A 17761-nucleotide genomic window follows, 5' to 3' on the forward strand; every position below is an offset into this window, starting at 1 on the left:
CCTTTCGGTCAGCAGAGCAGGAGGCAGGCGTCCCACGAGGTCGCGGTCGTCCCAGCGGTGACCAGGTCGGCGCCGGTCGTGCCGTCGAGGAACCCGGCGGGTTCGCCGGCCGTGGCGGCGGTGTGCTGGTGCATCTGCAGCAGGGGTGAGAGGGGGATCGGGGTGAGGGCGTCCGCGGCGATGCGGCGCCCGGTGGCGAGGAGTCCGGCGGTTCCGTGGCACAGGCCGCGGTCGTGGAGACGGCCGACCTGCGCGGGGTCGCTGACGCACCCGGTGAACGCTTCTTCGGCGTTGCGCTGGCGGGCGACGTCGTCGAGGGCGTGGGCGGCGAGCTGCTGGGCGCGGGCGATGCCGGGGGTTCCGTAACACCACGAGGGGCGCAGCGGGCCGGCCTGGGCGGGCTCACCGTCCTCGAGTTCGGTGAGGGTGACGGTTTGCGGCCACCACGCGGCGCCGTCACCGGTGCGCTGCTGCCAGTCGTCGAGCCATCGGACGATCTGTGTGATCGCTTCCGTGTGGCCGTCGACGTGGACGCCGTCGAGATGGGCGAGGGCCAGGAGCGCGAGGGGACCGGTGATGCCGTGGGCCATACCGTGATTGCCGTGCCCGCCCGGAGCCGGCTGGCCCCGGTGAGGGCCGTGGGCGCACCACCAGCCAGGCAGACCGTCGATCGGTTCGGTGAGACGCACCAGGTAGGTCAGCACGTCGCGGAGCAGGTCGAGATCTCCGATGCGGCGCAGCGCGACACCGAGTCCGGTCAGGCCGCGGATCAGGTCGTACTCGGCGTAGGGCGGGCGCTGGTGCGTGTCGATGCGCCGATGGGCCGCATCGAGACGGCGACGGGTCAGCGTGGTGGTCCCCGCTGCGGCGGTCGCGGTCGCTCGCGCGAGGCTGGGCCGGTCGGTGCCGGTGAGAATGAAGGCGAGGGTGGGAGCGCCGTAGTAGAGGCTGGCGGACTCGGCGACGCTGACGCCGCCGGCGACGGCCTGCTCTAGCGCCGCGTACGCCGCCGGCCAGTTGCCGGTCTCCAGATGGAGGAGAGCGACGCCGGCCGCGCCGTCGCCGAGGGACTGTCCTGCCGTCACGATGGCCTCCTGGCCAGGGTGGTCTGGGCGAGGGCGCGGGCCAGGCGCAGACAGTGCCGTTCGGACGCCAGATCGGGGCCGATCATGCGGGCGTGGTGCAGGTGCAGCAGGTCGGCCAGCACCTGGTCCAGGTCGAGACCGTCTCGGGCGGCGAGGGTCCGGTAGGTGGCCAGCGTCGCGGTCAGAGCCTCGTCTCCGTAGGTCAGGCGGGCCCCGGCGATCTGGGCGGGCTCCAGGCGTGACCCGCCGCCGTGGGGTGCGTGCTCGACGAGCCAACGCGCTCCGTCATCGGTGAACCCGCCGGCGATAGCGATCATCCCTGCTGCGGTGCCAGCCTGGCGGTCGCCGGACGTCCAGGTGAGGGCGGCGCGGGAGTCGGCGGCGAACACTGCCTCGGCCGCGGCGAGGGTCTGCCCGCAGCCCCAGCGGGTCTCTGGCCGGTAGGTGGCCAGGGTGTAGTCGGCCAGCAGTCCGTCGTCGTGCAGCTGCTCCGCCCAGCCGGCGAGGCCGCGGGCGACGTCGGCGAACTGGGCAATGCCCCGCAGCGGGATGCGCAGCCGCAGGTGGGGTTCGGGGTGCGGGTAGCGCAGGAACCACCAACCTGCGGGCAGACCAGGAAACTCGGACAGGCGGGCGAGGACGTGATCGGCTTGTCCGACCAGGCGGGCGTCCAACCAGCGCGACCGGCCGGGCCGGTGGGCAGGAACGCTGACAGGACGGGCCCGGCGGGCGGCCAGGCGGTGGGCTGGTGGGGTGCGGGTGAGGGTGAGCAGGAGTTCGGCGGGTCTGCCATCGATCCACCCTGAGGGCCCGTCCGTCTCGGTGAGGACAGCGCGTCCGTGCCGGTCGAGGTGGCTACGCAGGACCGCGAGATGGGCGTTCTCGTCCAGGTCGAGGCGTAGCCGTACGTCGTCGCCGCCGATCAGCACCTCCTGTGGCAGCTGGCGGCGTTCGTGGTGCTGGTGCCAGGCGGCCCGCCACTGCGGCCACGTCGCGGTGCGGGCGGGTAACGCCTCGGCGGGGATGGTCCAGCGGGCCGGGTGCAGGATCGAACGGCCCCGGCGGACCCGCGGGAGGAACGGCAATGTGCGGGCGTGTCCCCAGTCGAACCGGGCGCACGGCGCCGTCCAGGCCGTCCAGATCTCGGTGAGGAACCGAACGAGTGGCTGCTGGTGGGTAGCCAGGAGCACGCAGTTGAACAGCAGCGGCTCGACCGGTCGACCAGTTAGGCGCGACACCAACCAGAGCCGCTGCCCATCGGCGGCCACCGCCAGGTCGTCCACCGTGCACACCGGGTCGGCATGGAGGTCGCCGACGGGCAGCACCGGTAGGAGCTCGGGCGTGCGGGCGACGGTGGCCAGCCTGGGGTCGAGCGGAGGCCCGGACAGCTGTACGGCGTCCGCGCCGGGTAAGGCAGTCGGCAGGCTGGTGTAGATGCTGCGGAACTGGTCCAGCTCGGTGGGGGTGAGCAGGTGCAGGAAGCGGCCACCTGCCACGCCGGCGTGGCGGGCTCCACTGACGACCGTCAGGGTGAACGCGCCGCGGTCGAGGTCCTGAAGCGTTCCTGCGGCGAGAGTGAACCGCAGTTCGGTGTGCGGGATCGGCGGCCGGTCGTCCTCGCTGCGAAGCTGCCCGATTAGATCGTCGTCCAGGAGGACTTCGGCGCATCCGTCCAGGGCAGAGCGCTGGGCGAGCGTCGCGAGCAGAGCATCCCGGGCAGTGAACGTCGCCGCATCACGGCGCAGCGAGCCCCGGTAACCGGCCGGGAACCCGAGAATGCCCACGACCTCCCGCAGCGGCACAGCCGCGCCCGGCCCCCACCGCTCACTGAACGCGGAATGATAGGCGGCCCAGCCAGGCAGGCGTGGCGCAACTGCGACGAGCGCCGCGGCGGCTTCCTGCGCCTCGCGGACCACCGCGGGCGGCAGCGTCACCGAGCAGTCAACCCGCAGATCGACCGCGCTCCGTTCGCCTGGGTTGGGGAGAGCGATGTGGCGGGCCAGGTGCGCGGCCGGGTCGGTCACGGTCATCGGCGGCCGGACCGCCGACAGCAACACCCCCGCGCCCACCAGGGCGCCGAGTAGTCGCTCCGCCTTCGCGGTTCCGATGGCCTGGTCCTCGGCGACCGTCGCGGCCAGCTCCCGGAACGGGATCGGGGCACGGGCCTTCTCCACCGCCACCAGCACCGGGGCAGTCAGGTTGATCTCGACATCCCACACCCGGTCACCTTCGACGCGGGCGCAGGGCAGCACCCACACCCCGCCACGCCGATACCCCAGCGTGTTCGTCATGACCGTGACCCCGCGCAGCACCGCCAGGTCCCGCTCCGTCACCGCCGTGTATTCGGCGACGGAGCGGTCGTCCAGTCGGACCACCTCGTGATGCTGGTCGCCCCACCAGACCGCCGCGCGGGGGCCGAACGCGAGGGGAGCCACCCCGGCGAACCTGCCGAACGGCGTGGGCCGGGTCGTCCACCGCAGCAGATACCGCACGGTCGTCTCCACCAGACGCCGCACCCTGCGCGCTGGCATCGACTCCTGGGCAAGCACGTGGGTGATCTGATCGGCCAGGTCAGGGGCTGCCTGCCCGACAGCCGCCGCGAACTCCGGCAACGCCCATACCTCCCGCAGCCACTCCAGCCACTCGTCGGCCTGGTTCGCGGTCAGATCGGGCCACGTGGGCAGCGTCAGATCTCGGGGGTAGGAAGCAGCCCTGATCAACGCCGCGTGGGCAGCTTGATACATGTCTGGCTCCGCGTCACTGAAGGGGCGGAGCGCCCGGCCGGAGTAGGCCGGGCGCTCCTGGGGCAGCGGGTTTAGCTGCCGTCGGCCTTGGTCGTGCAGGCGTCCGACTTCGTGTTGCCCGAGCCGCAGTTGTCGTCGGTGCCGGTGGCGTGCGGACTCGCGACGGGCCCGGCGTCGACCAGGTTCAGGTCCAGGTCGTGCTCGTTGTCCATCAGGTGGTTCCCTTCTTCTCTGTGGTGAAGGTCAGGACGAGGCGGCTGTGCCGCTTGTCCAGGACCGCCCCCTCCGGCACGTCGCCATCGGGGGTGTGCGCGGGCAGGATGTGCAGCACCGGAGGCGGGCAGCCCGCATCCACCCACGCACGCATGTGCTCGACCATCCGCCCGGCCGCCGCGGCGGCCCCAGTCCCGTGGGCACATGCGCCGAGATCGAACCGCCGGTCGGTCCAGCGCAGCGCCGACCGGTAGGCCAGCGTGCCGGCCGCCAGCGTGGCCGGGACGGCGAACCGCCACGAGGGCGTGACGATGCCGGCCGTGACCGCTTCCTCCTGCGCGGCGAGGACGACGAACTGCTCCGCCTCGACCTGCGGTCGAGTCGCCAGCCACAGGTCGAGGTCGGACAGATCGGTGCGGGGCGGCAGGCTCACCTCGGCCCACACCTGCTCGCGTGGCGTCGTGAGGAGATCAGCGACCGCGGCCGAATCGACGTGTTGACCCTCATCCAGCCGCAGGTGCACACCGTCCGCGATGTCGGCGTAGCGCACCTCGCTGGCGCCGGCGCCCTGCATCGAGACGAACCCGCACAACCGCTGGCTCACGCTGACCAGGCGGCCCTCGCGGCGCCGCAACGCCCACGACCGAGTCATCCCGAACGTACGCAGCGGCACCACCAGCACGCCCCCGTCGGTGAGCTGATCACGCCACGCCGGCGGGATGTCCCACGCCCCGACCGTGACAATGATCAAATCCCAGCGGCGGCCGGGCGCGATCGGGTGTTCGGCGTCCGCGCAGACCACGGTGACGTCGTCGTAGCCGGCCGCTGCCAGGCAGGAAACCGCCCGGTCGGTCACCTCGGGGTCGATGTCGACCGTCGTGACCGATCCTGACGAGCCGACGAGTTCCCGCAGCAGCGAGGCGTTGTAGCCACCGCTGCCGATCTCCAGCACGTGCCGGCCATCCAGCCCATCGAGCGCGTCTGCCGCCTGACCCAGCATCCGCCCGATCAGGAACGGGGCCGACACCGAACTGATCGCTTCGTCCCCGCGCATCTTCTTCAGGACAGCTTCGTTCTCATACGCCTGTTCCAGCGGAAGGCCCGGCGTGAACAGCTCACGAGGAACAGCCCGCATCGCCGCCTCCACTTCCGGGCGCGGCGAGCAGCCTTCCGCCGCCTGATCGGCAACGAACTGGTCGACCATCGCGTGACGGAAGCGCTCACTCTCGCTACTCATGGTGCCGACGCTCATCCTTGAGATTCCTCTCTCGATGCGTGCGAGCCGCCGCGGTCCGGGCGGCCCCCGGCATTCCAACAGGCCGGTAATCAGCTACCGGTTCTGCCTCGTACTCGCCGGCCCTCACCGCGGCCACGAAGGCAGCCCACGCTCCCGGGGTCACCCCAACTGGCATCCGGCCGAGCGACGACCGGATGAGGACCAGGTTCGGGCCCCGGGCGACTTCGACTGCGTCCACCGCCGTGGGATGGGGGTTAGAGGGCTGCTGCCACGACTGGTCGGCGTCCGGAGTGGAGCACGGGACACCCACGGCGGTCCTTCCTGGTAAGGCCACCTGCCCCGACGGATCGGCTCAGCACCGAGACAGGCAGCGAGCGGGGGCCACCCCACCCAACCCCCTGACATATGCGGGGTAGGCGGTGTAGCCATGTGAGGAACCGCCGGGAGGGATGACGGCTCCGTTCTCAGAGGCCAGGAATCCGCTCAGGGATCGCGGGCCGGGTCGGAACAGATATCCAGCGGATGATGGCCGGGTCGAGCTCGGCGTAGGCGTCCGCAGCCTCCAGCGACGAGAACCCGGTGACGGTCTCCCTCGGGTCACCGTCGGCGTCGAGCACGACCACGGTCCACTTCTGCTCGGCGGCACCGGCCGGGCCGCTGAGCGGCCGGACGTAATAGCCGCGCCCTGTGCTGGACAGCCGGCGGCGCCCCGCCGGCCAGGTCGTACGCGGGACACGGATCGGGAGGGGTGGGGAGGGAGCGTCATCACCGGCCGGTGTGACCGGCTCCCTCCCCATCCCGACCACCACCGCCGACCCGACACCAGAGCGCCGCACGGCGGTGGACGACGACGGGTCAGGGCCGGGCTGGCGGCCATCGGCGGGCGTCCGGCCGGCGAACCTGCCAGGAGCTTCCGTGGGCGAGTGCACGATGTGCTCCTCTACTGGTTCGGGAGAGTGGCCGGCGTGTTTCCCGCCGCGCACAACCCATGACACACTCCGCACCAGCGTCGGTACAGACTGAAGCATCTTCTGCATGCATGAAGAAGATCGTCATGACAGGTCGATACTTGACAGGAGGACAGTGGCGTGGATCCTCGTAGACGGGCGCGGGAGGCGTTCGCGACCCGCCTCTCCGAACTCATCGCAGATCGGGGAACTGATAACAGTAAATTGTCGAGAAAGACGGGCGTCCCCCGTCAGGTGATCGGCGACGCGGCGAACGGGAACTCGCTGCCGTCCGCCACAGTGATCGCGGAGCTAGAGTCCGCTCTCGTCTCAGGTGGGGAGATAGTCCGCCTGTGGAAAGCAGCGAAGCTCGAGAAGACCAGCGAAACCCTCGACCGTTCCCTAGCGGACGACATGAGGCCGGACCAGGAGGACGAAACGGACAGGCGCACCTTCTTTGAGTTCACCGCCGCGGGCTTCCTGGCAGCCGACGCCTATCGACGGCACGCGAACATCAAGGTCGACCCTCTCACGCTCGAGGAACTCGACGACGCGCTCGCTCGATACGCCACACGGTTTACGACGACCCCGCACGGCCAACTCGCACCTGAGATCTCGGAGACCTGGAAGAGCGCCGAGGCGCTCCTCGCAGCCGGTGCCCGACCACGAGCACAGGCACAGCTGACCAGAGTGGCCGGGTACTCCGCCTACTACCTAGGCCGGCTGGCGTTCAACACCGGAGACAGCACCGCCGCACGTAGGTTCATCCGCCTCGCGGCAGAACACGCCCAGGAGATCGACGATCCGATCTTGACCGGGTCGGTATGCGAGATGTTCTCCACGCTTGCCTACTACAGCCACCAGTACAGGGCTGCAGCGGACTTCGCCCGGCGCGGTTTCGCGGCTTCCGGCACCCACCCCTACGTCGCCGCGCGACTCGCCTCCCACGAGGTGCGAGCCCAAGTCGCGCTCGGCGACGAGGCATCAGCACGAGCAGCGCTCGCATTGATGACCGAGCACGTCGCCATCAGCCCTCCCATGCCGGGAGCCTCACCGTTTGGACCCGCGAACGCCGATCAGACGACTGCCCGGACACTCGCCCTCCTCGGCCACGGCGATGCGGCCGAGCCCCTGGCTCGCGCATCTCTCGAGGCCTACGACCGGACAGGCGGAGGATTCGAGGATAGAGGAAACGCCACACTCAACCTCTCCTGGGCACTGCTGCTCCGGCCCAATCCTGAACCAGAAGGCGCTGCTGCGCTCGCACAGCAGGTCCTTAGCACGGTCGATGTTACGCCCACCTTCTCTGTCATGGACAAGATTGTCGATGTCGATCGGCGCCTGGACCGGTACGCGCAGCTGCCTGCAGTCCAAGACTTCCGGGCGCAGCTCGCCGAACGTCCACGTCTGGTCCTTGTGCGGTGAGTAACCCCACCATTCCGACCGTCGTCACAGATCGACTCATCCTCCGCGGATGGCGTGACGAAGACATCGAACCGTACGCGGCGATGAACGCTGATGCGGAAACGATGCGCTACCTCGACGGTGTCTGCGGGCTCGATGGCACGATCCGACTGGTTCAGCGTGCACGGGCGCTCTGGGCCCGCCGGGGTCATGGCATGTGGGCGGTCGAGGACCGAGCGACAGGCGAGTTCCTTGGCCGCGCCGGGACGTTCTACGGCGAAGGCTGGCCCGGTGTCGAGGTCGCTGTGTCGATCCGCCGAGACCGATGGGGCCAGGGCCTCGGTACCGAAGCGATCCGCGCGGCGCTCGACTTCGGATTCACCAGGCTCGACGTCGACGAGCTGATCACCGTGACCCATCCCGAGAACGCCGGTATGAACGCGATCGCACGCAAGCTTGGGATGACTTTCCGCGAGATTGCCGATGTTGGTCCATGGCGGGCGAATAATGTCTACGCGATTAGCCGCGACGAGTGGGCGGCAGGCACATCGTGATTGCGACGATCACGGCAGAAGCTCGGTCGGCCTGACCCCGGGAAGACGGTCTCCCCGCCGCAGGAGTACCGCGGGACAAAGAGCATCACGTCTCGCCCCGTCACCCTCTGCTGTCGTGCGGAGCAGAGGCGGATGCCGGCCCGGCTGAGGGATGCTCTTGACCGGTTGCCACGAGGCATCCATGGGGTAAGAACGGCAGACATCTCCTGCGAGCTGGTCGGCCGCTCTTATGGATGTGGGTGGGGTCTGTGCGTGAGGGCTGTGTACAGGTTCGTGGTGGTGCGGCTGGGATGTGCGTTGATGTCGTTGAGGCGTGTCTGGAGTAGCTGGTAGGCGCGGTGAAGGGCGGGGAGATCGTTGCGTCGGGCGTGGATACGTAGCAGCTGCTGGTAGAGGTCTTCGGCGTACGGATCGATCGCTAGCGCGTCGTGCAGAACGGTGAGCGCCTGGTCGGTTCTGTCGTTGTCGGCGAGGTCTGTGGCGAGGCGTCGGGAGGCTTCCAGGAGTTGGTGATGGACGCTGAGGACGTGGGTATCGGCCCATTCCCAGGGAACCTGGTCGAGGAACCGTCGGCCGCCGGTGACCTCCAACGCGGCCGAGACGGCGCTGCTCCGTCGCGTCCGGTCGGAGGTCTTCGCGGCCGTGGCGAGCTCGGCACGAACCTGCCAGAGATCAACGTCGATGAGACTGTCGTCGAGCTGGTAGCCGCTGTGGGTGCGTTGGATGAACCAGGTCGTGTCGTGACCTGTCCTCGTGCGGAGAAGCTCTCGTACTGAGCCGATGACGGTGTAGATCAGGTTTTTCGCCCGGGTGTCGTCGCTCGCATCGGGGAGGAGCTCTCCGATCATGGTGCCGGTGCGGGCGCCGTCCGGATGCAGAGCAAGGTAGGCCATGAGCTCTATTGCGCGGGCGCGAAGACCGTGGGTGACAAGATCGCCGTGGGTGAGGATGCGGGGCGGGCCGAACAGGCACAGCTGGACCGGACGTCCCGTACGCGGCTCGGCCCGTGCCGGTACCGCAGCGGCTGGCGTTTCGACGGTGGGCGGCGGGACCGGGGCGGGTAGAGGCGGCGGGCTGGTGAGGTAGGCGCGCAGCGGAATGGTCGTGTCCCCGTCCGTCTCCTCCTCGGGGACAAGGTCGACGGCGGTGACCTGGCGCAGGACGGCCGTGGTCGCCGACGCGGACAGAACGGTGAGCCGGCGCAGCGTGGTGACTGTGGCGGGCAGGGTGCCGTCCTCGCTCACGTGCACCGCGCCCGAAGACGGGTGCGGTGCTGCGAGGATCGCTCCGAGACCGTAGGCCACGCCTTGGGAGAGCAACGCGGCGAGCGCGGGACCTTGTGCCGCAGGATCGGTGCTGACCAGAAGCAGGGTGGGGAGGTGCTCTTCGGGCAGGGCGGAGCGGAGTTCGCCGAGCGTACGTGGGGGGCCTGTGCCGTCCTGGACGGTGGAAGCGAGCCATGCCCGGTGGAGCACCTCCGCGGACAGGTGGCGCAGTGCCGTGTGGAGTCCGGCGGTTACGGTCAGCTCGGGTACCGGGCCCAGGTCGGTGAGGTCAAGGGTCGCGAGATCGGCAGCGGTGATGAGGATGCGGTGCGAGGGGCCGGCGATGTCCACCGAACAGGTGAGGGCAGCCGCGAGCAGGGCGCGGATCGCTCCGTATGCGCCAGGGCCGCTGAGGACCCCCAGCCCTATCTGGGCCAGGTCCGCGAGAACGGGCTGTCTGTCGTCATCGACACCGATCGCGACGCGAGGAGGCATCTGCGAGGGCCCGGACGGCCCATGACCAGATCCAGTGCGTGGTGCTGGGAGGGGCGACGGTAGGACGTGAGGCGGGATCACCGGTGTGTGGGCGGCTTGCGGGGCGATGCGGGTGAGCGCGGGCGGATAGCGCGCGGGCCTCGTGATGGTTGACGCTGACCGGGAACGACTCGCGGGGCGCCGGGGTGGAGCGAGGAAGGGCGGTGGCCCGGCCGGGGGCGATTCCGGAACAGTCGCGTCAGGACGACGGCCCGAAACAGGACGCGGTTCTGCCTTGTTCTCGTCCTGCGCTGGCGCATCGGGCTGGATCAACGGCTCATACCGGACGCCGTCTGTCGGGACGGTGAAGACGTGCAGGGCCTGGGGTGTGCGGACGCCGGCGATCAATCCGGCGGCCAGGGCCTGAACCGACTCCAAACCAGGGAGGACCTGCCGGCCGTCGGTGACGAGTTCGAGGAGCAGGCCTGCCAGGAGCAGCAGCCAGAACAGCCAGACCGCGGTGGCGGTCACCGACCACGGCAACGAGGGGCCCCCTCGGGCCATGGCCGCGGCGGCGGTCCACGGCATACCAGCGAGCAGCCCGGAACACACGGGCGGCGCCACCACGAAAAGGAACAGGACGGCCCTGGCCCGCAGCCGCATCCCCACCTCCGTAGCCATGCTGTCGCTCAACATTGCCACGAGCCGCCAGCGGCAGCCACCACAACGGGTACATCGGGACAAATCGAAGCAACCGACCGGCTGCAGAGATCGACGGGGGGTGAGTGGTGTTCTCGGTGATCAGCTGTGTTGGCCGCCGGCGATCAAGTAGTCGATCAAAACCTTCAGTCGGTGTGGTTCGTCGACTTTCAGCCGCACCGGAGACCCGTAAGGGGGGTGTACGTCCAGGTACGGAAACCGGGCGTGCCAGCTGTGCCGCCAGCCATAGGGAAAGGCATACCACGTACCCTGAAGATCGACGGAAGCCACGTCTGAGGTCACATACAACAACCCTGTGCCCTTCGGGATCCACTCAACGGCGTATGCCTCAGACTGCAAGGCAAGTAGATCATCTACGGTTCTCTCCTCCGTAGCGGGACGCGACCACACCTCGCACGCGACCGCATCGAAGACATACTCGCCTTCCCGGCACCAGCCCGGCGACTCCGGCCAGGCAGGCGGAAGCCACCCACTCCCCAACGCGGCAGAAAGCTTCGCTCCCGCTCTCAAGCTCGCCATCTCACCGCTCGAACGAACCTGGTCCTGCACCGCCCTGTGCCTCCGAATCCATGCCGAAATCGCAATTTTCAGTATGCGCTGCGCCCTTCGATAGTCGTCCCCTCTCCGTCAGACTGGCGTGAGACACCCGCGTGGATGCGGGCTGGCTACGGAGGGGGTGATCGGAGATCCTGGGAGACAGCAAGCACGGTCGACACCTCGACGGCCAGATCAGAGCACTGTCACCAGCATTGTGACCTCCAGCCTGTGGAGCGTCAGTTCGCCTCGTTGTACTTGCGCACCAGATCCGGTAGCTCAGTGAACCTTTCCCGGCAACCATTCGTCACCTTGCGTAGCAACAGTTCCGTGTTGCGGTGTTGGGGTTCAGGCAGTCCTGCGGTGCTCGGTGTGGAGGATGACGAGGGCGGCTTTCGCGACGAGTCCGATCTTCCAGGGGTCGATCGTGATGTTGCGGAGCAGCCGAAAGGTGACCTTGAGCAGCGCGTTCGCGCGTTCGCCGACGGCGCGCAGCGCGTTGTGGACCCGGTTGTGCGCCTTCTGTTCGTCGGTGAGGGCGCCGCCCTTGGGCTTCTTGTAGGCGGTCGCGAGCGGTCCGGCCGGGCTACCCAACCCTTCGTAACCGAGGTCGAACAGGACCTCGTGCAGGTCGGCGGCCCATTCCTCAAGGATCGGCTGCGCGCCTCCGGCGCACAGCGCGGTCGAGTCGTGCTCGCGGCCGGGCCTGACGTCCGAGACCCACAGCGGCCAGCCGTCGTCGGGGGCCGAGAGGATCTGGATGTTGCCGCCGTGGTTGGAGATCTTGCCGGACCACCACAGGTCCACGCCCTCGGTCGGGCCGGGCATGCGCAGCCGGTCGGTCTCGATGATCGTACCGTCGATGATGAGGTGGCCGTAGCCGGCGATCCTGGCGCGCATCAGCGCTTCGCGCAGGTCAGGGGCTTGCCAGGCAAGCACGGCGATGCCCTCGTGCAGGTAGCGGTAGCCCACCGACCGGGACACCCCGTGATCCTTGAAGAGCCGGCTGGTCCTGGTGCCGTCACAGAACCAGCGCAGGACCATGACCGCCTGTTCCAACGTGGACAGCGTGCGGGTGCCGTTGCGAGTGCCGCGACGCTGACGCTCCGCGACGAGAAGACCCGCCAGGCGGAAGACGGTGTGATCGCCGAGGGGCAACTCGGCGGTGTATGTGAAACTCATGGAGGCGCGGGGTTCCTTCGGAGTTGCTCTTTGGTCGGAACAACTTCCTATCGGAGCCCCGCGCCTCCGTCGTCGCAGCCCCGGGGACACTCACACCGCGCAATGGTCACCGAACGTCACGGGCCGTTGCTGGGAATGGCTCAGTCAACGAGTCGAGGTGAAACAGACAGTGATCCTCGACTGCGGGATCCTCAAGAATGTAACCCCACGGACCCCGACGGATGAGGGCAGTCGCCACGCCGGCAGCCTGCGCGGGACGGATGTCGTTGTCGATCCGATCACCGACGTACAGCACCTCCCGAGCCGGGCAACCCGCTTCGGCGACGACACGCTCGAAGAACTCCACCGAGGGCTTCTCCACACCCCAGCCGCCCGACGTTCCGATCACGTCAACGGGGAGATCCAACGCCCGCAGGATGACTTCGGCGCGGGCGGTCTGGTTGCCCGCCAGGCCGACCCGCAGACCCTCGGCGCGCAACGCCGCCAGGCAGGGCCGGGCATCGGCGTACAGGTCCTCCTCGCCGAAGGACTCCGGTTGCCCGGCCGCCGCGCGCCGCTCGCGCTCCACCCCGAGGTCAAATCCGGCCCGGAACACCTCGAATACCTCCCGGTAGTCCAGCCCACGGGCAATCACAGCGCCGAACACCGCGGAGAACGTGTGCCGAGGCACCCCCAGCCAGTCCGCCCACGTCCCGTACTCCCGGGACTCATCCACGATCGTCTCGCCTACGTCGAAGAACACCGACCTGATCGGCACGCGGGTCCCTCCCATCTGGTCGGACTGCGGACGCCGCAATCGTTCACGATGAAGCTATCGGGCGCCGTTGCCTTCCGTCAGCGGCCGGTTGCCGTTGCCGTTCATACAGCGGCAGCCGCGCCTCCTGAGCGTGACGCAGCCCGGAGCGCTCGACCCACACCCCCTCCGCCGAGTGCAGGGCGCGTGCCGTCGAGGTCTACCGGAGCCAGGGCATCCCCGCCACGGTCCGCAGCCGCAGTGAGGTCGCGCGGTTCTTCGACGGCCTCGACCTGGTCGAGCCCGGGGTGCAGCCCGTGCACCGCTGGCGGCCCGACGACACCAGCGGGCCGGATCGCCCGACCGACGCCGAGGTCAACGTGTACGGCGCGCTTGCCCGCGTCCCGGAACACCGCGGGATGGTGCCCGCGGCACGCCGCGGGCACCCGGCCGGTGGGACCTATGGCGACGCAGGTCCGACGGCCGTGACCAGCCGCGTCCGCCCCGGGACCTCGGCCGGCCACAGCTGGCAGACGGTCACCCTGCTCTCCGCCGCCCACTGCCGAGCCGTCGTCTCACGGGCATGCCGTTCGATCCGGAGATGATCCGTTCACGGAAGGTCAACACCACGGCCTTCCTGCGCGGCCTACGGTGGTCAGGCGCCGGGCCACCGCGGGGGCTCGGCCCGGCGTACCTCCCTCTCACTCACGGCCGTGACCACGCCGGCCGGTCCGCCGGCGAACCGCATAACCCGCAGTTTCGGGGTCCGAGCGTCGCGTGGCGTCCTCGGGGTGATGCACAACCACCACCCCGAGCTGGCGTGTCTAGTGAGCCTGGTCGAATGCTTCGACGACGGTCGACGCGATACGACCCCGGTCGCTCACCGTGTAGCCGTTGCTGCGCGCCCACTCGCGGATCTCCGCGGTGCGCTCGGTAGACGCCGAGCGCGGCGAAGCGCCGCGCGGGCCGCGCCGTCCGCTGCCCGCGCGGCCACCGGAACGGCGGCTCGCCGACACGAACGAGGCCAGCGCCTCCCGCAGCTTTGTGGCGTTCGTCTCTGACAGGTCGATCTCGTACTGCGCGCCGTCCAACCCGAACCGGATCGTCTCGTCGGCGGTCTCTCCGCTGAGATCGTCGATCAGCGAAACGATGGTCTTCTGCGCCATGAGTATTCCCCGTTCTTACCCGCGGACCGTGTATCCACGATGTATTCCGTACCGTATCGGGTGACGGTCCGGACCGGTCCGCCGCAGCCGTCCAGCTCCGTTAAACATGACGGGAAGGCTTCCCCCGTGGGAGCACCACATCTGGATTGTGGAGAACCCTTGGGTGGCTCATGAGGCTGGACTGCCCCCAGAGTGAAACGACACCCTCGCCCACGAGTGACCGGCATCACCAAACGTTCCGCCCTTGAGGGAAGGCCCGCGCCGATCGTGGTCCCTGACCAGAGGAACCTGCGATGAGCAGAAGCCGATCACCACGAGCGTGACGGCGGCCCCGGAGGTCAGTCGATTTCGGTGACGGTCATCCCGATGGGGAAGTGGTCGGAGTAGCCGGTCTCATCGACAGCGGCGCCCATCCCACCGAAGGGGCGGGGTCGGGGGTAGTCGCCGGTGTGGACCAGCTCGGGGAACCGCAGGATCCGCACGCTGTCGGGGTTGGCGTGCAGGGGGCTGGTGGGGCGGGCCATGTTCGCGTTGACGAGGAACTGGTCGAGCAGGTTCGGTTCGTTCTGGAAGTAGAACGTGCCCTCCGGGGTGCCGGCGGCGGGCCACATCAGGTTCCAGAACCTTGGCGTGTCCGCGTTGATCACCCGGACGGCCTGCCGGGTCGAGAGGGCGTGGGCGACGAGGGAGGTGTCGAACGGTTCGTCGTTGAAGTCACCCATCGCCAGCGCGGCGGTGTCCTGGCCGTGTTCCTCACGGACCCGCTGGTGGAAGTAGGCCAGGGTCTCCCCGGCGATGGCCCGGTAGCCGGCGGACTCGTACTGCCCGCCGGACCGCGACGGCCAGTGGTTCCCGAACACCGCCCACGTCCGCCCGGTGTGGGTCTGGAAGTTGACCTGGACGATTTCGCGGGTGGCGTTGCGGCGCATCACCACGTGGAAGAAGACCTGCCCCGCCGGGGCGGTCAGCAGGGTCGGGTCGTAGAGGAACGCGACGTCGATCCCGCGGGCATCGTCGGTGTCGGCGTGCACGATCTCGTAGCGCCGCCCACCGAGCCGGTCGGCGACCGCGGCGGCGAGGAGCTCGAGGACGAACCGGTTCTCCACCTCGCACACCCCGAGCAGATCCGGGCCCGCACCGCCGTTCATCTGCGCGATCACCGACGCCAGCTGGGAGACCTTGCGGTCGCGGAGCTGCGGCGTCCAACCGGCGAGGTCGTCACCGAGGGTGCGGGTGAGTTTCTCGGTCCGCCGGGGTGAGTTCTCCTCGTCGAAGAGGTTCTCCAGGTTCCACCAGGCGAGGTAGTAGGTCGTCGGCATCGGACCCCCCAGTCCACACGTGCCCCAACGGCACGATCACCCTACCGCCCGCACCAGACCGACCACGAAAGACGCTATTACCAGTCGTTCGGTGTCTCCAGACGCCGTTCTGAGATCCTGCCTTTCGGGCTTTGGATTACCCCCCCGCGAGCGTGGGGAGGACTCCAGGTCATTCGGGTAGGCCCGGTAGGGCGCCGGATCACCCCCCACGAGCATGGGGAGGACTCGCCCACCGGCAGTAACACGCTGGCCCGTGTCGTAGAGCAAGCTGCTGTCCAAGTACCACAAAGTGGCAGTCCTGTCGCTGAAGGTATGAGATGGTGTTACCGGTTGAGTGATCCTGATACCTGAACGTGACGGGAGATCTCCTGGTGGCTGGTGGCCTGCGTTATGTGCCGATCCTGCTGGCGAGAAGTGGCGAGCGGGAAGCTCTCCGGGAGGTGCCCTCCCAGACGCGCTCGGGGATGTTCCCCATGCTGGTGGTCCCGCCGGTGCCGACAGAGTTCAAGACGAAGGAACCGAAGACGACTGTCGGCAAGCACCTTGATGGCCTGGTCCAGGGCATCGCTGACAGTTGGACCGGGCCGGTGTTCATCGATCTCCGGTACTTCCAGGACGAGCAGTCGGGTGCCGGCAGCCACCCGCTTGAGGCCTTTGTCGACGACCTCACGCAGTTCGGCCTTGATCCCATCCCCACGACGTCCCTGAAACGACCCGGTCTCTACAACGCGGCCGTCGCCGAGCTGCACCACCGACACGGGCTGGGCGTCTGCCTCCGACTGCCCCCGGACGAGTGGCCCTCCATCGACGGCGGGGCCAGACTGGCGGAGCTCCTAGCGCTTCTGCGGGTCCCACCTGGCGAGGTCGACCTCGTCTTGGACCTGGGCACACACAGCCAGGGCAGCCCTGGCCAACTATCGGCCGCGTTCAGATCCGAGCTGCTTGACCTTCCGTATCCCCACAGTTGGCGCAGTGCCACGGTCGCGGGCACGGCCTTCCCCGCGAGTCTGTCGCAAGCGCCCGACGGCCTCTCGCTCATCGAACGGACGGAGTGGGCTGCCTACCGCGAACTCGTGGCAAGCCTGCCCGACCTGCCTCCAGCATTCGGCGACTATGCCGTTGCCAACCCGGATGCGGACGCCGACCCACCTCCGCCATGGGCTCCCCAGAAGGCCTCACTGCGCTACACGAGTGACGGCCAGTGGATCATCGGCCGGAGCGCCGCGTTGTTCCGGGGCCGCAGCGGAGAGGGCATAGGTGCAGCCGCGATGAACCCGGTGGCCGACCTGCTTCATACCTCGCCCCACTTCGCCGGGCGGGAGCATTGTCCTGCCGACCTCTGGATCGAGGGGGTAGCCAAGGGCGCGAAGGGCGGGAACGGGAAGACCTGGCGCCGGTACGGAACCCTGCACCATTTGACGACGGTCAGCGAGCAGCTCGCCAGCCTGTTCGGCCCTTGAGTCGGGTGCGCACCGCGGTCTTCAGCTCCTCGAGAGGGACCTCGGCGGCGAGACGCTCCCAGATGATCCACCGGGGCTTGGACCGGACCCCGCGATCCAGGCCGCGCACCGCGAGCTCGGCGAGAGCCTCGTCCCGCCACAGCAGCTGTACGAGCGCTCCCGGATCGACCGTGTCGTTCGGTTGAGGTGGGCGCGCGCTGTCGAGACGCACCTGCTCGATTCCGGAGGCTATGCGGACGCCCCACCAGGCCGGAAGGAGATCCAGGGCGCGCTCGTAGTGGTTCTCGGCCACGACCAGCTCAGCGAAGTCGAGCACCCGAGAGTAGACGGCGACCTGGCCGGGCAGCCGACGCAGTGTGTCCGTGGAGCCCTTGATCTCGAAGCCAGACAGATGGCCGTTGATGACCGCGACATCTACCCGGGTCAGTCCGCACAAGTCGAGCTCGTCGACCACGAGGGTGTCCGCGTCGAGGTGAGGAGCGAGACCACCCAGAAGGACTCTTCGGACATCAGCATCCCGCAGCACCACGCCACCCCTGTGATCACATCTTCACCCACGGCGACCTACTCTGGCACCGGCTGGCACATCTCTCCAACAACGGACCGTCATGCGTCCGCGCGTTGGCGACACAGTCCCGCCGTCCAGCCCGAACCGGACCGTCTCGTCGGCTGTCGCGCCATCAATCTTCCGAAGAGTGGCCGATGCGCGCAGCAGTTCACTCGC

At 68.8% G+C, this 17761-nt stretch carries 16 protein-coding genes and 1 pseudogene; 4 read left to right on the forward strand and 13 right to left on the reverse strand.

Annotated elements, in window-relative coordinates; genetic code table 11:
• Positions 1 to 8: 8 nt before the first annotated feature.
• The 6 genes from FRANEAN1_RS33725 to FRANEAN1_RS33740 form a co-directional block, all read right to left on the reverse strand.
• Positions 9 to 1085 carry a lanthionine synthetase C family protein gene (locus tag FRANEAN1_RS33725; protein WP_020464157.1) on the reverse strand — a complete coding sequence of 359 codons (1077 nt, stop codon included), beginning with the start codon at positions 1083 to 1085 and terminating at the stop codon, positions 9 to 11.
• Entirely contained in the window at positions 1082 to 3829 is a 2748-nt protein-coding gene (locus tag FRANEAN1_RS33730) for a lantibiotic dehydratase (RefSeq protein ID WP_020464158.1), read from the reverse strand. Before FRANEAN1_RS33730 ends, FRANEAN1_RS33725 begins: the two co-directional genes overlap by 4 nt.
• Before the next feature lie 71 nt (positions 3830 to 3900).
• A complete protein-coding gene (locus FRANEAN1_RS39975; protein ID WP_020464159.1) occupies positions 3901 to 4041 on the reverse strand; it encodes an FxLD family lanthipeptide in 141 nt (46 codons plus the stop codon).
• Positions 4041 to 5279, reverse strand: a complete 1239-nt coding sequence (gene fxlM / locus FRANEAN1_RS33735; RefSeq protein ID WP_347176871.1) for a methyltransferase, FxLD system — start codon at positions 5277 to 5279, stop codon at positions 4041 to 4043. The genes FRANEAN1_RS39975 and fxlM overlap by 1 nt, the downstream gene beginning before the upstream one ends.
• Positions 5272 to 5613, reverse strand: a complete 342-nt coding sequence (locus FRANEAN1_RS39980; RefSeq protein WP_347176872.1) for a DUF397 domain-containing protein — start codon at positions 5611 to 5613, stop codon at positions 5272 to 5274. Before FRANEAN1_RS39980 ends, fxlM begins: the two co-directional genes overlap by 8 nt.
• A 130-nt stretch (positions 5614 to 5743) precedes the next feature.
• On the reverse strand, positions 5744 to 6208 hold the full coding sequence (locus FRANEAN1_RS33740) for a hypothetical protein (protein ID WP_020464161.1): 465 nt from the start codon (positions 6206 to 6208) through the stop codon (positions 5744 to 5746).
• Positions 6209 to 6481: 273 nt separating this feature from the next.
• On the opposite strand from FRANEAN1_RS33740, the gene FRANEAN1_RS33745 reads away from it, so the two are divergent.
• On the forward strand, positions 6482 to 7651 hold the full coding sequence (locus FRANEAN1_RS33745; RefSeq protein ID WP_157472901.1) for a transcriptional regulator: 1170 nt from the start codon (positions 6482 to 6484) through the stop codon (positions 7649 to 7651).
• On the forward strand, positions 7648 to 8184 hold the full coding sequence (locus FRANEAN1_RS33750; RefSeq protein ID WP_020464163.1) for a GNAT family N-acetyltransferase: 537 nt from the start codon (positions 7648 to 7650) through the stop codon (positions 8182 to 8184). The genes FRANEAN1_RS33745 and FRANEAN1_RS33750 overlap by 4 nt, the downstream gene beginning before the upstream one ends.
• A gap of 227 nt (positions 8185 to 8411) precedes the next feature.
• Here FRANEAN1_RS33750 and FRANEAN1_RS33755 read toward each other — a convergent pair whose 3' ends face one another.
• The 4 genes and pseudogenes from FRANEAN1_RS33755 to FRANEAN1_RS44360 all read right to left on the reverse strand — a co-directional run.
• Positions 8412 to 10604, reverse strand: a complete 2193-nt coding sequence (locus tag FRANEAN1_RS33755; protein ID WP_198145405.1) for a bacterial transcriptional activator domain-containing protein — start codon at positions 10602 to 10604, stop codon at positions 8412 to 8414.
• Positions 10605 to 11525: 921 nt separating this feature from the next.
• Entirely contained in the window at positions 11526 to 12359 is an 834-nt protein-coding gene (locus FRANEAN1_RS33760) for an IS5-like element ISFsp2 family transposase (protein WP_020460351.1), read from the reverse strand.
• A gap of 106 nt (positions 12360 to 12465) precedes the next feature.
• The gene (locus tag FRANEAN1_RS33765; RefSeq protein WP_020464165.1) at positions 12466 to 13116 is read right to left on the reverse strand and encodes an HAD family hydrolase; all 651 of its coding nucleotides are present in this window, start codon (positions 13114 to 13116) and stop codon (positions 12466 to 12468) included.
• An 88-nt stretch (positions 13117 to 13204) separates the two neighbouring features.
• Positions 13205 to 13294, reverse strand: a pseudogene (locus FRANEAN1_RS44360) (transcriptional regulator); the annotation flags it as partial.
• A gap of 34 nt (positions 13295 to 13328) precedes the next feature.
• Between FRANEAN1_RS44360 and FRANEAN1_RS33770 the strand changes: the two are divergent.
• Positions 13329 to 13697 (forward strand): SAM-dependent methyltransferase, encoded by a 369-nt coding sequence (locus tag FRANEAN1_RS33770; protein ID WP_083788400.1) that lies wholly within the window; start codon positions 13329 to 13331, stop codon positions 13695 to 13697.
• 219 nt (positions 13698 to 13916) lie between these two features.
• Here FRANEAN1_RS33770 and FRANEAN1_RS33775 read toward each other — a convergent pair whose 3' ends face one another.
• The gene (locus FRANEAN1_RS33775) at positions 13917 to 14258 is read right to left on the reverse strand and encodes an Lsr2 family protein (protein ID WP_020464167.1); all 342 of its coding nucleotides are present in this window, start codon (positions 14256 to 14258) and stop codon (positions 13917 to 13919) included.
• A 338-nt stretch (positions 14259 to 14596) separates the two neighbouring features.
• Positions 14597 to 15577 (reverse strand): endonuclease/exonuclease/phosphatase family protein, encoded by a 981-nt coding sequence (locus FRANEAN1_RS33780; RefSeq protein ID WP_020464168.1) that lies wholly within the window; start codon positions 15575 to 15577, stop codon positions 14597 to 14599.
• Positions 15578 to 15948: 371 nt separating this feature from the next.
• Here FRANEAN1_RS33780 and FRANEAN1_RS33785 point away from each other — a divergent pair, with 371 nt between their 5' ends.
• Positions 15949 to 17037: a beta family protein gene (locus FRANEAN1_RS33785; RefSeq protein ID WP_020464169.1), complete on the forward strand. Its 1089-nt coding sequence runs from the start codon at positions 15949 to 15951 to the stop codon at positions 17035 to 17037.
• Here the strand turns inward: FRANEAN1_RS33785 and FRANEAN1_RS33790 are convergent.
• Entirely contained in the window at positions 17003 to 17563 is a 561-nt protein-coding gene (locus FRANEAN1_RS33790) for a sce7726 family protein (RefSeq protein ID WP_020464170.1), read from the reverse strand. The two genes, FRANEAN1_RS33785 and FRANEAN1_RS33790, sit on opposite strands and share 35 nt — an antisense overlap.
• Positions 17564 to 17761 lie beyond the last annotated feature (198 nt).

The sequence above is a fragment of the Parafrankia sp. EAN1pec genome, from assembly GCF_000018005.1.
Classification (GTDB): Bacteria; Actinomycetota; Actinomycetes; order Frankiales; family Frankiaceae; genus Parafrankia; species Parafrankia soli.